Here is a 16709-nt window from a genome sequence, read left to right on the forward strand (position 1 = left end):
TCCAATCGCGGAAGGCCCGAAGGTCCCCTCCTTTCCCCCGTAGGGCGTATGCGGTATTAGCAGTCGTTTCCAACTGTTATCCCCCTCGACTGGGCAGATCCCTAGGCATTACTCACCCGTCCGCCGCTCGCCACCTCAGGAGTAAACTCCCTTGTGCTGCCGCTCGACTTGCATGTGTTAGGCCTGCCGCCAGCGTTCAATCTGAGCCATGATCAAACTCTTCAATTAAAGTTTTGTTGCTTCCGTCTTACGACTTCAGCGGCTCAATGAATTCTACTGTTTTGATTCGCTTTGCTCACTAAGAAACATCGCGTTTCAATTCATACATTACTGTATGTACATATTACTATGAACACTCAATCATGCTTCCCGCTAAGGAGAATGACTTGAAAACATTGATTTAAATTTTTGACTGCCAACCCTAAGGTTAAGCAGTTTCGATTAACTCAACACCTGTGAGTGTCCACACAGATTTGCTTGATAAATTGTTAAAGAGCGTTGACCACACACTGAGTTTTCAGCGGGTCAGGGCTGCGTATTCTACGCATTCCCGTTAGTGCGTCAAGTAGTTTTTTCAACTTTCTCAACACTCATCGTTTAGCTTGCTAACCGATTAACTGCTTGGCTTTCTTTGCTTAACTTGCGTTACGCTGTCTGCCCTGTCAGTGGATGCGCATTATAGGGAGATTGAGAAAGTCCGCAAGGGCTTTTTATCGATCATTGAATCGCACGTCGATATTTTAAACGTTATGTCCATTTTTTAGCTTATAAGCTCTATTTATCGGAGATAAGTAAGGTTTTTTATCTAATAATTGATAATTCACGCTCAATATTTCAGCAATGGTCTAGTGTAAAAGTAAATAATTCATTACCATATACTTGCTGTTAACAGTTATTTATCAATTTCCCATTCATCAGAGAGCATTCTTATGCAAAAGTCATTTCTTATTGTCTTGATTGTCGCCATTATTGGCGCAGTAGCACTATCTCAGTTCGCAACGCCATTATCAGCTATTGCTTTTGTCGCTGGCGCTATCATTGCAAGTCTTGTTTTTAAATTTGTTCCAGAGACTTCATCATCTCATGCTTCAGAAGAACAATATGTTGGCCCTACTATGACCTTATATGTAGGTAACCTGCCTTATCGTGTTCATGAGGGTGAAGTAAAAGTATTATTTGGCGAATTTGGTCCAGTAAACTCTGTGCGTTTAGTCAGAGATCGTAAGACGGGTCGTCGTAAAGGTTTTGGTTTTGTGGAAATGTCAGAATCAGGCGCTCAGAAAGCCATGGTTAAACTGAATGACTATAGTTTCCAAGAAAGAACCTTAAAAGTAAGAGAAGCAAAAACACAAGATTCGGAAGCTGCCGACCGTACAGGGACAGACGAGTAGCATTACCGCTTAAACTGTTTTGCTTTATTTTGTAATTTAGTTGGTTGTGGTGATTCGTTCGATAGTTGAAAAGCCACAATCAATTAATGTTGTTGTTAACCCTTCGCTGATTCCCACCTTAGTATAGAAAGCTTGCATAACTGACTCCCTTACAGCTTCTCTCTCATCTGTTACTCTGTGCTCTTCCACAATAAGATTCTGTTGCGTTAAAAGAGTGACAACTCGCTTAGCAATAGCAGCGCCAGAATCCATTAGTTTTACGCCCGCACCGAGAACTTGTTGTAATTCAGCTTTGATCATAGGGAAATGAGTGCAACCTAGTACGAGAACATCCAATTGTGCGGCAACGACTGGTGCGAGTAACTGTGCCAATCTATGCATATCCAACATTCCAGTCGCCACTTTTTGTTCTGCCATCATCACTAATTCAGAGCAACCAAAGAGTTCGACATGGCAATCATCAGCAAATTGGCTGATGAGTTCATGGGTATAATGACGCTTAACTGTGCCTGGTGTAGCCAAGAGTCCAATACGTTTACTCTTAGACATTAGAGCGGCGGGTTTAATGGCGGGGACAACACCTACGACAGGGACTGAAAGATGTGCACGTAATGCCGGTAACACAACAGTACTTGCAGTATTGCAGGCAACGACCACTATCATTGCATTGGTACGAGCCACTAGATCGCATACTAATTCGACACAGCCAGAAATTAATACCTGCTCTTCCAGCTCCCCATAGGGCAACCTAGCGTTGTCGAAAAGATAGCAATAGTCGCTATGGGGCAAACTCTTGCGGATTTCAGCCAGTACAGATAGACCACCAATCCCAGAATCAAACACTAATATAGGTCGCGACAAGCGAATCTCCAGTTTCGGATATATAAATAAACTATACAGATTGGACGCATTAACGATTCGATGGCTGCTTTACCGACGGAATCCAGCCAAATACCATAGAACCACATTCAAGTACGCGGATTTTCCCATAGCTTTGCGAAAACCGCAAAAGCAAGATACTGGACATTCGTGTCACCTAGTATAATATTTGCGCCCCAATTTACAGCAACGGTGAATCAAACAATGAACTTAGCAGCAATGGACCCTCAGACTTATGATGCGCAGTTAGAACACAAGCGTATCAAGCTAGAACAAGCCTTTGCCCAATTTGAAACACCGAGTGTTGAAGTTTTTGCCTCAGAGCCAGCTAACTACCGTATGCGCGCCGAATTCCGCATGTGGCATGATGGTGAAGACTTATACTATTACATGTTCGATAAAGTATTGAATGAGAAGGTACGTTGCGATCAATACTTACCAGCTAGCGTGCTCATCAATCAAATGATGTCTGCCTTAATCGCCGAGCTGAAACCGAATCCGAGTCTAAGGCACAAACTGTTCCAAGTGGATTTTTTGTCGACTTTAAGCGGCGAGATCTTAGTGTCTTTGCTATATCACAGGCAGCTTGATGACCAATGGCGCGCCGATGCGACTGCACTGAAAGCCAAGTTAAGTAGCCAGTTTAACGTCAACATCATCGGCCGTGCCCGTAAGCAAAAAATCGATTTAGATAAAGACTTTGTGGTTGAGTCATTACAAGTAAATGATAAAACCTTCTTATATAAGCAAATCGAAAACAGCTTTACTCAACCCAATGCCAAAGTTTCCGTAAAAATGCTGGAGTGGGCTATCGATGCGACTCAAAACAGTAAGGGGGATTTACTCGAGCTCTACTGTGGTAATGGCAACTTTTCTATCGCACTGGCGCAAAACTTTAATCGCGTATTAGCCACCGAACTCGCTAAGCCTTCAGTCGATGCGGCACAATACAATATCGAAGTGAATGGTATTGGTAATCTGCAGATTATTCGTATGTCAGCCGAAGACTTTAGCGATGCCATGGCGAAGAAACGCAGCTTTAGACGTTTAGAAGGTATCGATCTTGACAGCTATGTTTGCAACACCATTTTTGTCGACCCACCACGCGCGGGGATTGATCCTGATACGCTGGCGTTAGTCCAAGGTTATGAGCGGATTTTGTATATATCCTGCAACCCAGAAACCTTAAAAGATAACCTGCAACAACTGAACGAAACCCATAAGGTGACCCGCTTTGCCTTGTTTGATCAGTTCCCTTATACAGATCACATGGAAACGGGTGTACTACTCGAGCGTCGTTAATCACTTCAGATACACTGAGCTCGACTGCAGAACACTTAAACGTAAATTCGCTAAAAATAATGGAGCCTTAGGCTCCATTATTTTAGTGAATCTGCATCTCACTCAGATTAGCGGTGTTCAACCTTATGCTGCAAAGCCTCGGCGCCTTTGGCGACCATGCGCAATTGCATGACTAATTGATCGGCAAGAATTTTGCGGTCAGCCCGTTTCATATCTAATGCGGAAGCGCCGGCATTAAACACCAGTGTCACTAAAGCTTCAGCCTGTGCACGGGCTAGCAAGGGGGTTCGACCCGCTTTAGCTTCGGTATAATGAGCCAATTCAGAAATAAAATGTTCAATTTCGCGGGCAACCGCCGCACGAAACGCTGCGGAGGTTCCTGAACGTTCATGCAATAAGATACGGAATACGTTTGGATTAGAATCAAGCACTTCCATAAAAGTATCAACAGAAATACGGATCACACTGCCACCCACTTCAGCTCGCTGACGGCCTTTACGCATCATCTGCCTTAGGGTTAACCCGCCCTCGTCAACCATAGTAAGACCGAGTTCGTTCATATCTTTAAAATGGCGATAAAAAGATGTCGGCGCGATATTAGCTTCCCGAGCAACTTCTCGTAAACTCAGACTTGAGAAACTGCGCTCAGCACTTAGCTGATTAAAGGCCGCATCGACTAAAGCTCTGCGAGTTTTCTCTTTTTGCTGTGCTCTAATACCCATTCTTAAATCCGCTAACTGAATGTAATAACGCGATAATACCGCTTTTAGGCATTAAACACAGCCCTATCGTCCTTGACCAAACAATATAGCTAAGCTAAATTAGCTTACAGATGTACGCTCAAAAGCGAATTTTGGAAACCTATAATGAAAAAACCCCCTATCATCTGGCTTAATGTCAGTCTGTTTGCCATCACTTTCCTCAGTGCAGTAATTTTAGTTCCATGGCGCGGTATTGTTCATGGCTATGGTGCCAGTGAATGGATCGCTTTTATTGTTTTAGCCTTTGCCAGTGGCCTGTCAATCACCGCGGGTTATCACAGACTCTGGTCACACAAGGCCTATAAAGCCCATCCGGCGGTGCGTTTTATATATGCCCTTGGTGGTGCTTTAGCATTACAAAACAGTGCATTGCACTGGGCATCTGATCACAGAGTCCACCACAAGCACGTAGATGATAACGACAAGGACCCGTACTCAGCCAAAATGGGATTCTGGTACAGCCATATCGGTTGGATGCTGCGTGAGTATCAGTCGCAACGCTATCACGATTATCAAAATGTGCGTGATCTGCAAAATGACCGTATTGTCATGTGGCAACACAAACATTACCTCGCACTCGTTTTGCTGATGAACATTGGACTGCCAGCACTGCTTGGCTGGCTCAATGGTGACGTGCTGTCTATGTTATTGATGGCGGGTTTATTGCGTTTAGTGGTGGTGCATCACTGCACTTTCTTTATCAACTCTTTAGCCCACGTGTGGGGCAGTCAGCCTTATACCGATAAGAATACCGCCCGCGATAATGGCTTCTTGGCCATGTTGACCTACGGTGAGGGTTATCATAATTTCCATCATATTTTCGAAAATGACTATCGTAATGGCATTAAATGGTGGCACTACGATCCAACCAAATGGTTGATTAAGTCATTATCTTGGTTGGGATTAGCTAAGGATTTGCGTACGAGTCCACAGGAACGTATCGAGAGCGCACGCTTACAGATGCAGTTATTACGTACCAAGCGGAAGGTTAATAACCTGCCTAATGCTGATGAAATTATTGAAAAAATCCAAGCAGAGTATGAGTTATTAAAGCTGCACTTAATGGATTACTATCAAGCACAGAAAACCTTGCTTGAGGCCAAGCGTAAACAACTTGTCGATCAGCAACTATTGCAACAAGTTGAAGAGCTAAAGGCGCGTTTCTTAGTCCAGCAAAAACATTGGCGCAGCCTGACCGCAACTTATAGCTAAGCCACAATTCTGCCCGAAAGTCATACGGCCACCTTGCATGGTGGCTGTATCTGATTATGATGATGCCTTAATCACTTAAATAGGCTGTTGAGATCATGTCAGATTCCCCAGTTATACTCCCAGAATCAATCAAGCTAACAGAATATAGTCATGGCGCAGGTTGTGGCTGCAAAATATCCCCTAAAGTGCTCAGCACTATCTTAGCCTCGCAATTACCTGTATTTACCGATCCAAATCTGCTGGTTGGCAATCAGAGCCGCGACGATGCTGCAGTGTACAAACTCAATGATGACATAGGCATCATTAGCACTACCGATTTTTTTATGCCAATTGTTGACGATCCATTCACCTTCGGTCGTATCGCAGCGACCAATGCGATCAGCGATATTTATGCCATGGGCGGCACGCCTATTATGGCGATTGCAATTTTAGGTTGGCCAATCAATAAACTACCCGCAGAAATCGCACAGCAAGTGGTCGATGGCGGCAGACAAGCCTGCATGGAAGCAGGGATCATGCTAGCCGGTGGTCATAGCATAGACGCACCCGAACCTATTTTTGGTCTCGCGGTTACCGGGCAAATTGCCTTAAGTGATTTAAAACAGAATGATACCGCTAAAGCCGGCGATCGTTTATATCTCACTAAACCTATCGGCATTGGTATTTTAACCACAGCGCAAAAACAGAAAAAACTCCGCGATGAAGATAGCCTCATTGCGGTAAATGCTATGTGTCAACTCAATACTATAGGCGCGACCATTGCAAAAATTAGCGGTGTAAATGCCCTGACTGATGTCACAGGTTTTGGACTGGCAGGACACTTACTCGAAATGTGCCAAGGCGCCAACCTCACTGCGAAGCTTAAATTTGATGCAGTGCCATTGTTACCACGCGCCTTAAATTATTTGGCCTTAGGTTGTGTTCCTGGCGGAACTCACCGTAATTACGACAGTTATGGCGAGCATCTCCCTGAGCTCAGCGAGCATCAAAAAGCGATACTGTGCGATCCGCAAACCAGTGGTGGCCTGTTAGTTGCCGTCTCGGCCGCAGCTGAAGCGGAATTAATTGCCCTACTCGATGCGAACCACATAACCCCAATCTGCATTGGGTCACTGGAAACACCGACCACTGCAGCGAATGTGGTGTTGTGCTGATGCCAAGCGCTATTGTAGCCGCAGAGCAATATAGGGAAATTTTCCTCAACCAACATCCGATGATGGATGTGCGAGCGCCCATAGAGTTCACTCGGGGCGCGTTTCCCAACTCGACCAACTTGCCCTTGATGCTGGATAGTGAAAGGGAAAAAGTCGGTACTTGTTATAAGCAATTTGGTCAGCAAGCCGCGATTGCATTAGGTCATTCACTGGTGAATGGTCCCATCAAGCAACAGAGAATCGAGGCTTGGGCTAGCTATGTTAAAGCCAATCCTAATGCTTACCTTTATTGCTTTCGCGGCGGCCTGCGCTCGCAACTCACTCAGCAATGGCTCAAAGAAGCGGGGATCGAAGTCCCCTATATTCAGGGTGGCTATAAGGCCATGCGCCAATATCTGATTGGCGTGATTGAAGCGACACCGACTCAGCAACCGTTATTGAGTTTGAGCGGGATGACGGGCTGCGGTAAAACCGATTTTCTACTACAGCGTAAAGAAGCGGTTGATCTTGAAGGGATAGCCAATCACAGAGGCTCTAGTTTTGGAAAGAATATCGACCCACAGCCAACACAGATTAACTTTGAAAATCAACTCGCCATTGCCTTGCTACAGCACCAAACAAGTGGCGCGGCGTGTTTACTGCTCGAGGATGAAAGCTTCCTGATTGGGCGTTCGGCGCTGCCGCAGACATTTTACAATGCCATGCAAGCCGCTAATGTTTTAGTGCTAGAAGAGTCGGACGATGCGAGGCTCGAACGCTTACGCTATGAATATGTGCATAAAATGTATAGCGGCTTCTGTGAGCGCCTAGGGCCAGAAGCAGGTTTAGCGGCATTTAGCGAATATCTATTGCACAGTTTAGTGAGCATTCGCAAACGTCTAGGCGGAAAACAACATCTAGAACTGCAAGATTTGATGCAACAAGCCCTCGATCAACAAATCAACCAGAATGACACTTCGCTGCACTTAGTCTGGATAAACCTGTTATTGCACAAGTATTACGATCCTATGTATCAATACCAATTACAGAAAAAGTCCGAACGTGTTCTTTTTAAAGGTTCGCACCAAGCCATGCATGAGTGGCTGGATAGCTATCAAACACGATAAATCGCCACCCTAAAATAACCGCGAACATTTGCTTCGCGGTTATCACTTCACTTTATTTCATACCTTAACGAATTTAAGACTTGCCCAGCAGGCTCGCCACTTGGACTCTCAAAGATTCCTTATTCGCAAGCTTACCATCGACGGCATCCGTTAAATCCACCGACACCCTTGACCAAAAACGCTTGGGCATTTTAGCCAAAGCATGTCCGCCCTTGTGGCTGAAGTAAGATCCCCATAATCCGTGCAGCGCCATAGGAATGACTGGCACTGGATCTCTGGCCAAAATCTTATCAATTCCGGGACGAAAATCGCCAAGTTCACCGTCAGGTGTGAGTCGACCCTCAGGAAAAATACATACCAACTCGTCATTGGCGAGCGCTTCATGAATCGCCTCGAAGGCACGATTATAGGTCTCTTCACTTTGCTTAGGCGAACAGATAGGGATCACACCTGCATGGCGGAACAAATACTTCAACAGAGGAATTTCGCTGATGGATTTATCCATCACAAAGCGGATTGGCCGTGTCGACGCTCCCATAATAATCAATGCATCCACATAACTCACATGGTTACAGACTATGATGCCAGCCCCTTCCTTTGGAATTTTCTCTCGGCCTGTGACTGTCACTCGATACATGACATGACTGAGTAAGTAACTGATAAATCGTTGTGTAAATTCTGGTACTTGTGAATAAACATAGAGCGCGACTACAGCATTCATCACGGCGAGTAGCAGAAATAACTGTGGAATAGTCCAACCTGCAACGCCCAGCAACAGCATAGATAACAGTGCCGAAACCACCATAAACAATGAGTTCATAATGTTATTGGCAGCAATCGCCTGAGCACATTCGCCCTTAGGCGAACGAGATTGAATAAACGCATACAGGGGGACGATAAACAAGCCACCGCTAACGCCGATCATAAAGAAATCCAGCATCACCCGATAATGTTGCGACTCGCCAATAAAGGCCTTTAATCCATAGACAAAACCAGCATCCACTGGCGCAGGTGGAATAGCCCAAAGCAAATCGACACCAAAGATAGTTAATCCCAATACCCCAAATGGCAGCAAACCGAGTTCCACATGGCCGTAGGAGAAACGTTCACAAACGAAGGAGCCAACGGCAATCCCGATGGAAAACATACCTAATAATAATGACACCACAGTCGCACCAGAATGCAAATGCAGCTTAGCAAAGTTAGGAAACTGAGTCAGATAGGTCGCGCCTAAAAACCAAAACCAACTGATAGCGAGGATAGCCATCCAGATTGAAGGCGTTTGACGGGCTTTTTTGATGCTACGCCAAGTGCCCGATAACGGCCTGAAACGTATTTTTTCAATGACGCCCTGCGGTGGTAATGCAGGAATCGCTCGGCTCGATAAATATCCTGCAAAGGCTAATACAGCAACAGTAATCGCCGACCAAAGCGTACCGTTTTCATCAGAAACCAAGATCCCCGCACTCAAAGTGCCCACCAGAATAGAGAGAAAAGTGCCCATTTCAACCCAAGCGTTGCCTGTGACTAACTCGTCCTCTTTCAACGCTTGGGGTAACAAGGAATATTTAACCGGACCGAAGTATGCTGACTGGCTACCCGTTAAAAATAACAGTAATAACATCATCATGTAGCTCTCACTCAGAATCGCAATCGCGGCGCTAAACATGATGATGACTTCGAGTAGTTTCAATCGGCGAATGAGTTTAGCCTTATCCATATTATCGGCGACAACACCCGCATGGGCCGAAAAGAGGAAAAATGGCAAAATGAACACCCCAGCCGCCAAGTTCACAAACATATCGACGCTTATGGGTAGGTCTTTCACTTGGCTAAAGGTCACTAATAACAGCAACACATTTTTATAGATGTTGTCATTCAATGCGCCTAAGCACTGAGTCGCAAAATAGGGTAAAAAACGTTTTGTTAGCAGCATGATAGTTCCTTCTGGTAACCCATTCCTTGTAAATAAGCTTGTACGTGACTCTTGAGTAAATCCCGCAGTGATAATGACTCAGCGAAGAGCTTATTATCGAGTGACAGAGAGGTCAGCCCATGAATACCCCCCCATAATACCCGGCTCATACTGAGATGCTGCACCGGCGTAACCTCGGGAAATAGTTGCGCCAATTCACGCTCAATCAGAGTAAATAACCCCGCAATCAATTGCCCTTGCGATTCAGGCAAGGGTTCAGAATCGAGTAATTGCAGCTCAAAAACCAGCTTGAAAGCTTGGCGCTGCTCATGGGCGAATTGACTATACTCCCACGCCATTGCAATAATTTTACCTAAACTGTCGGCCGCACGAACACCCGTCAATCGATCGTGCAAAGTCCTAAGCGTTGACTCAGAAACCGCCAGTAATAAATAGTTGTAGCTGCCGAAAATATTGATCAAGGTACTAGGGACATAACCAATTTGGCTGGCCACTTTGCGTAAGCTGAGCCCTATGGCACCTTGATCTATCAGTAACTCCGTTGCCGCTTGTATTGCCATCGCGCGAATTTCATCATGGCTGTGTTCTTTTCGTCTGGCCATTGGTCTCATCCCCTGTTGAATAGCAAGAGACTAACAGCAGTTAAAATAAAAAACAACGTTCAAAATAAGTTTGTTTTACGTACAGAAGAGGGTAAATAATGAAGGATATTATTGAAGATGATGGATAAAGATAGGCACTCGAATTAGACTCCCTCAGCAAGCCGAACAGGACTCTGTGGGATGACATCACCTAAAAGAGCATAAAAAACGGCGCGCTCAGTCAGCACACCGTCCATTATTTTGATTTAAAAATCGTTCTTAATTCAAAGGTGATTTTTATTTGAGGATAATCTTTGGTTCAAAGATAAGCACGCGATTTAAGGCCTGCGATAAGTCATCACAACCCTATCTGCGCCATCGCCAAAATAATCGGCCTCAAAAGTTGAATCAATGAAACCTAAATGCTGATATAAGCCATGGGCAGGGTTACTCGGATCAACGGTTAAACACACCCGCTCAACTGACACTGGCAACTCGGCTAAACATTGTTGGATCAAACGTTTGCCGAATCCCTTCCCGCGAGCATTTTCACTCACTGCGACAGATAATATCCACATGCAGTTAGGATCGCTACTCTGGGCACTGAGCAAATAGCCTTGTAGCTGATTATCTGCATCCACGGCCACTAAAAATTGCTCTGGCCAACAATCAAATCCCTGACGGAAGAAGAAATCAGGATAGCTGTGCTCACCAAAAATGGCCTGTTCGAGCTGATAAACTGCGAATAACTCTGACTTTAACACCGGACGTATAGACTGCATTTGAAAATCATTCACCTATTAAAATCTTATCCCACTCTAAGTTGGGTGCGCCAACTACGATGAAGTTAGGGTTTTCTAAGCTCTCGCGCTCATTGTAGGTTAACGGTTGCAGCTCAGTATCCATCAGCTGTCCACCCGCTTCCTCGACGATAATTTGCGCCGCTCCCGTGTCCCACTCACCCGTTGGTCCGACTCGTACATAACAATCAGCACGACCTTCGGCGACAAGACAACTCTTTAACGCTGCGCCCCCCATCACGACTAACTCGCAGTGTTTGGGATGGTTGAATAGGGTCAACACAGATTGAGGGTCCTGACGGCGACTTACGGCTAATCTTAGGGATACCTTTTCACGGTGCTCAATTTGGCGACTGCTAATACGCACTTCTTGTTTATCCGTGCGCTTGTACGCCCCTAAACCAGCAATAGCGTAATAACACACTTGCGTCATAGGCACATAAACTACACCCATCACGGGACGATTGTGTTCCACCAGCGCAATAATGACTGAAAAATCACCACTGCCGGCGATAAACTCCCCCGTACCATCGAGCGGATCCACCAACCAATAGCGCTTCCAAGATTCACGCACATTCAACGGAATGTCGGCGGCTTCTTCAGATAACACAGGAATATCAGGCGTTAAGGCGGTCAATCGGTCACAAATGATCTTGTTCGCCGCTAAATCTGCGGAAGTGACAGGGGTATTGTCAGACTTCATTTCTCGCTCAAAATTACCTTTGAGATAAATGTCACGGATAGTTATCCCTGCATCGGTCGCAATCGCAATAACTTCGTCGATCAACTCTTCTGGCTTCATAACAACTCCAATCGCCTGCTGAGCGAATGTTTTGCAAGCGTGCAAACTCTGAACGCTTAAAAGGAAAAAGATTATTTAAGTTATATACCCAAGCTACCTGAAGATACGAGTTTCAGTGCGTTAAATGCCCTTTAAACCCTGCATCGTCTGGATGTTTAGGTATAAATATTTTTGCGCCAAAAACAACGCGCTCACACTACGGGATTCAGAAAAATCGACATCATCGAGCAAGGCTTCCCAATCGGCGAGCGCCCAAGGCACCACATCAATTGGCTCAGGCTCATCACCTTCAAGGCGACTCTCATACAGATCTTCTGCAAGAAAAATTTGCATCTTACTAGAGAAATAACCCGGAGCTAGGCTGAGTTCTTTCAGTAAGGTGAGCTTATTCGATCCAAAGCCAATTTCTTCCTGTAATTCACGATTAGCAGCTTCTATTGCTGTCTCACCGGGATCGATCAAACCTTTTGGGAAACCGAGTTCGTAATTATCAGTTCCTGCAGCATATTCGCGTGCCAGTAGCATTTTCCCTTGATGAATAGGCACTATCATCACAGCGCCACGACTACCGCCTTTCATGCGCTCATATTGGCGCTCTACACCATTGGAGAACTTAAGATGCACTTGCTCAATTTGAAATAATCGGCTTCTCGCGACAACTTCGGTATGCAATATTTCCGGCTTATTCTGCCGTTGCGACATAACTGCCTCTGGATAAAAAAGCGATAAATTAAATAAGGTAAGTGACAATCTTACTATCCTGTCTTTAATCTACAACCTGAATTTATTACATGCTCCTATTGGTAAGCCACAAATCCTTTGCGATATGCATCACAAACCCAGCCCAGCCTTAAGTGAACACCTTCAAAATATTCTCAAATATGATGTTTTTATTGGATAGTAAAAAGGGGCGAATGCCCCTTTTGATATGCTAACGCTTAAAATTGATATCGTAGATTGAGCTGGTAACTGAGGAAATCATTAGGCTCGATATCCACATATTGATATCCCAAACCTACAGACCATGACTCAGTAAATTGATAGCTAAAACGCACGCCCGCATACCAATCTGTACCATCAAGCTCTGTAGTTAAACGACTATTGCCCATAGTGCTACTGATATCCGCTTGCCACCTAAACAATCCGATGGGTACTTCAAACCGCCAAGCTTCATGTTGGAGTAAAGTGAAACGTAATCCCAGAATGACACCATCGGCCAGTACTGGCGTCACGGCTTTGACCTGCTCATGATATTGCTCAGGGGTGAGACTTGCGCCCTCAATCCTCGCAGTCCCATTACCAAAGTCGGCATAGCCTAATTCGATGGCAACAAAGGGAGTCCATTGATAACCGATACTCACACCCAAAGCAGTATCTTTATCATCAACCGATGTTACAAAGCCTGTCCCCGCTTGTGGCTGTAGATCTCGCCTGCTGCTATCAACCTGAGCTTGCCCGACAAATCCCTCGACATACCAGTTATCAGCCGCATTTGCTTGATTAACGGAGCCTGCGAGCAACACAGCGCCCAAGACTAATTTATGTAATTCCTTACGGCGAATTAATCCCATTGTAAGAATCAAACCTAATGCCCATAAGGACATACTGCCTCCACCCGACTTGTTATCTATCACCACATCTTGGTATGCCTTAACTGTGATTAACGCTTGCCCAGTTGCTTCGCCGCCCAATCCATCACTAATCTGATAACTCACAGTATCTACTCCATCAAATCCAGTTTTAGGGATATAACGTAGTTTATTAGACTCAACAGAAACCGTTCCTTGCTGCGCGGTTGCGCTGACTAAGGTTAAAACGTTGCCATCGGGATCACTGTCATTACTCAACACATCGAGTAACAAGCTCGTTCTGTCATCTATGGCAGCACTATCGTTCACTGTCGTAGGTGCCGTATTGCCATTAACAATCACAGTCAACTCACTACTCGCAGTACCACCTTTACCATCGGTAATGCTATACACCAGCACATCTGTACCGATGAAATCGGTTGCTGGCGTGTAACTTAACTGCTGATTAGCCAAGATAACTACGGTTCCGAACTCACTGGTGACTTGTGTTACCGTCAAGGCATCACCATCGCTATCCGTATCATTGGCGAGCACATCGACATCGAGACTCTGATTCCAAGGTAAAGAAGCCGTATCTGGGTTCGCCACAGGTAAATGGTTACCATTGAGTATTACTGACACGCCACTTGGGTCGACAATGGTTCGGTTAGCGACGCCATCGTCATCGTTTGGCCCACCATCTTCTATGGTTAACTGAACACACCAATGGCCTTCAGTTAATCCAGAAGTCCAACGATTATCTCCAGGAGGAGGGCAGAAACCACGCTCGCCTTCACTACTGGCGACACTATTGCGCGCATCAATCACAAAATCCTTCCAACCATTTTGGGCTTGATACTTACGATATACTGCATTGGCAGGAACTGGCGAACGTTGTGGTATCACCAGACTGTAACTCTGCCCTTGTTGCGGTAGTCCTGTAGCAATGAAGTCAAAAATCCCCCCCACATTGGCCGCGATACTGTCTTCAGGAACCAGATTAGGTAATAGTTGAATACCACTTTGCTCTTGCATCAGTGCAATATTACCTAAGCGTAAGCACACGCCCGCTTGCCCCTCTGCCAAGAAGTACACAGGCTGCAACTCACCTTCAGGCATCACGTTACACTCATTGATTGCATCCAAGTAATCTGGAATGCCATCGCGGTCTGTATCGGTAAATCCCTCTTGGTTATCAGGGATCAAATCACCGTCGGTATCAGTCCCAGTCAGAGCCGGCAGAGATGGGCGCACAACAATATAAACTTTCTCCGTGGTAGACAGCGCGGGTAAGCCGCTATCCGTCACAGTCAAGCTCACAGGATAAATGCCCGGCAAGATCTCTGTTGGCAAGAAGAACATCCCCTCATCATCGGACTGCAAGTTCAGCGCGCCACTCGACCATACAGATGTCAAAGTATCGTTCATGTTAGCATCGCTAATCTGCGCATGAATATGAACCTCGCCACCATTTTGTGCCACGATCAACTGACGTTCACCCGCTTGAGTCACCTCAAGAGTCACACTCGGGGCAATGTTAGCCTCAGTGATCGACACTTGTGTTTGCTTCTTACTGCCTAAATTCAAACTTGGATCTAGGCTGATCAACACATCTTCTTCAGCCTCAACTTCCCCATCCTCTATGGTTCTAAAGTGAATATGGGCCAATGTACCTGAAGTAATCTCCACTACCGCATCGACTAAGTCATGATCATTGCTGTCCGCGGAACCTGCAACCGTATAAGGAACTGATATTGGATACTCAGGCGCTACACCGTTTAAGTGAATACTAACAACAACCTCATTGCCCTCTCCCACGACTTGATCTTTACTCAAGGAAATTAATGGATGCACTTTTACTTTCTGAGCCTTAGTCGCTTTGTTACCATCACGATCTACGGCTTGCCAGTAAGCAAGATAACTACCAGGGGCAAAGAATAAACGCTTATCGACCAAAGAAACGGGCAGTGGATGACCATTACGATCGACGGCCTTCGCAAACCCTAGATCCACCCGAGTGAACAAGCCTGTTGCATTAACCTCAACATCACTAGGTACAGTAATAACAGGTAAATTGTCAGCCTCCCCACCTTCTACCAGTAAGTTGACTTTTGCACTTGCGCGCCCTTTCTGACCATCACTAATGGTATAACGAAGTGCGACCGGACCAACATAAGCTGCAGGGGCAGTAAATATGAGTCCATCAGCAGTAATCTGCACACTACCTATGTCTGCTGCCGCGCCATCGATAGTCAAAGTATCACCGTCCACATCAACATCATTCTCTAGCGCAGGTAGTGTGTATTTATCATCCGCGGTGCTGGCTAGAGTGTAATGATCATCTACAGCTTGTGGGTCATCATTCACTGGTGTGACATTCATGGTGATAGTTGCAGGCTCAGAACTCAGTTCAGCATCCTTAGCAATAAAGCTTATCTGATCTGCACCGTTGAAATCTTTCTCCGGTGCGTATAACCATACAGTTCCATGCTGCTCCAAAGTGCCCGACTCAGGTTGGCTCACCACTTCATAGGTAAGAGGATCACTATCTGCATCCTCCCCAGTAAACGTGATCATCACAGAGCTATCTTCCTCTAAGGTCACACTTGCACTCGTCGCAACAGGCGCATCGTTGACGTTCGTCACTGTAATGCTAAAGGACTGCTCAGCCGTTAAGCCATCTGTGTCCGTCACTCGTAAGGTGACAGCGTGACTGCCCACATCCGTATTGCTCGGCGTGCCACTGAGTAAACCCGTCGCCGCGTTGAAACTCAACCAGCTTGGTTTGGTCACTGCGCTCAAGGTTAAGCTGTCGCCAGTATCGGAGTCGCTGGCCACTAAGTTGTAACTGTACGCCGCATCTTGGGTTGCCGCCGTCACCGCCGTCGAACTAATCGTCGGCGCATCGTTGACGTTTGTCACCGTGATGCTAAAGGACTGCTCAGCCGTTAAGCCATCTGTGTCCGTCACTCGTAAGGTGACAGCGTGACTGCCCACATCCGCATTGCTCGGCGTACCACTGAGCAAACCTGTCATCGAGTTGAAACTTAACCAACTCGGTTTATTGATGGCACTCAGCGTTAATACATCACCCACATCAGAATCAATTGCAGTCAAGGTGTAGCTGTACGCGACATCTTGGGTTGCCGCCGTCATCGCCATCGAACTAATCGTTGGCGCATCGTTGACGTTTGTCACTGTAATGCTAAAGGACTGC

At 45.8% G+C, this 16709-nt stretch carries 13 protein-coding genes and 1 rRNA gene; 5 read left to right on the forward strand and 9 right to left on the reverse strand.

Going from position 1 to position 16709, the window contains the following annotated elements:
* Positions 1-228 (reverse strand): 16S ribosomal RNA (locus L5L77_RS21700); the annotation flags it as partial.
* 701 nt (positions 229-929) lie between these two features.
* Here L5L77_RS21700 and L5L77_RS21705 point away from each other — a divergent pair.
* Positions 930-1391 (forward strand): RNA-binding protein, encoded by a 462-nt coding sequence (locus tag L5L77_RS21705; RefSeq protein ID WP_113941557.1) that lies wholly within the window; start codon positions 930-932, stop codon positions 1389-1391.
* A 36-nt stretch (positions 1392-1427) separates the two neighbouring features.
* Here the strand turns inward: L5L77_RS21705 and murI are convergent, their stop codons facing one another.
* Entirely contained in the window at positions 1428-2252 is an 825-nt protein-coding gene (gene murI, locus L5L77_RS21710; RefSeq protein ID WP_263193334.1) for a glutamate racemase, read from the reverse strand.
* 222 nt (positions 2253-2474) lie between these two features.
* Here murI and trmA point away from each other — a divergent pair, with 222 nt between their 5' ends.
* Positions 2475-3572, forward strand: a complete 1098-nt coding sequence (gene trmA, locus L5L77_RS21715; RefSeq protein WP_263193337.1) for a tRNA (uridine(54)-C5)-methyltransferase TrmA — start codon at positions 2475-2477, stop codon at positions 3570-3572.
* A 107-nt stretch (positions 3573-3679) separates the two neighbouring features.
* Here trmA and fabR read toward each other — a convergent pair whose 3' ends face one another.
* Positions 3680-4294 carry an HTH-type transcriptional repressor FabR gene (gene fabR / locus L5L77_RS21720; RefSeq protein ID WP_105251021.1) on the reverse strand — a complete coding sequence of 205 codons (615 nt, stop codon included), beginning with the start codon at positions 4292-4294 and terminating at the stop codon, positions 3680-3682.
* 144 nt (positions 4295-4438) lie between these two features.
* On the opposite strand from fabR, the gene L5L77_RS21725 reads away from it, so the two are divergent.
* From L5L77_RS21725 to mnmH, 3 genes are all read left to right on the forward strand, one after another.
* Positions 4439-5545 (forward strand): acyl-CoA desaturase, encoded by a 1107-nt coding sequence (locus L5L77_RS21725; protein ID WP_028759426.1) that lies wholly within the window; start codon positions 4439-4441, stop codon positions 5543-5545.
* Between the two features lie 95 nt (positions 5546-5640).
* The gene (selD, locus tag L5L77_RS21730; protein WP_263185001.1) at positions 5641-6699 is read left to right on the forward strand and encodes a selenide, water dikinase SelD; all 1059 of its coding nucleotides are present in this window, start codon (positions 5641-5643) and stop codon (positions 6697-6699) included.
* Positions 6699-7805, forward strand: coding sequence for a tRNA 2-selenouridine(34) synthase MnmH (mnmH, locus tag L5L77_RS21735; RefSeq protein ID WP_263185002.1), 1107 nt, complete (start codon positions 6699-6701; stop codon positions 7803-7805). Before selD ends, mnmH begins: the two co-directional genes overlap by 1 nt.
* A 73-nt stretch (positions 7806-7878) precedes the next feature.
* Here mnmH and L5L77_RS21740 read toward each other — a convergent pair whose 3' ends face one another.
* From L5L77_RS21740 to L5L77_RS21765, 6 genes are all read right to left on the reverse strand, one after another.
* Positions 7879-9741, reverse strand: coding sequence for an MFS transporter (locus tag L5L77_RS21740; protein ID WP_113941562.1), 1863 nt, complete (start codon positions 9739-9741; stop codon positions 7879-7881).
* Positions 9732-10343 (reverse strand): TetR/AcrR family transcriptional regulator, encoded by a 612-nt coding sequence (locus L5L77_RS21745; RefSeq protein ID WP_263175856.1) that lies wholly within the window; start codon positions 10341-10343, stop codon positions 9732-9734. Before L5L77_RS21745 ends, L5L77_RS21740 begins: the two co-directional genes overlap by 10 nt.
* 317 nt (positions 10344-10660) lie before the next feature.
* Positions 10661-11104 carry a GNAT family N-acetyltransferase gene (locus L5L77_RS21750; protein ID WP_168826985.1) on the reverse strand — a complete coding sequence of 148 codons (444 nt, stop codon included), beginning with the start codon at positions 11102-11104 and terminating at the stop codon, positions 10661-10663.
* A 7-nt stretch (positions 11105-11111) separates the two neighbouring features.
* A complete protein-coding gene (cysQ, locus tag L5L77_RS21755; RefSeq protein ID WP_198573335.1) occupies positions 11112-11924 on the reverse strand; it encodes a 3'(2'),5'-bisphosphate nucleotidase CysQ in 813 nt (270 codons plus the stop codon).
* Between the two features lie 120 nt (positions 11925-12044).
* The gene (gene nudE / locus L5L77_RS21760) at positions 12045-12626 is read right to left on the reverse strand and encodes an ADP compounds hydrolase NudE (RefSeq protein ID WP_263185004.1); all 582 of its coding nucleotides are present in this window, start codon (positions 12624-12626) and stop codon (positions 12045-12047) included.
* 236 nt (positions 12627-12862) lie between these two features.
* A partial coding sequence (locus L5L77_RS21765) for an Ig-like domain-containing protein (protein WP_263223409.1) occupies positions 12863-16709 on the reverse strand: 3847 nt, incomplete at its 5' end.

The sequence above is a fragment of the Shewanella sp. SM29 genome (genome assembly GCF_025654245.1).
GTDB classification, from domain to species: domain Bacteria; phylum Pseudomonadota; class Gammaproteobacteria; order Enterobacterales; family Shewanellaceae; genus Shewanella; species Shewanella oncorhynchi.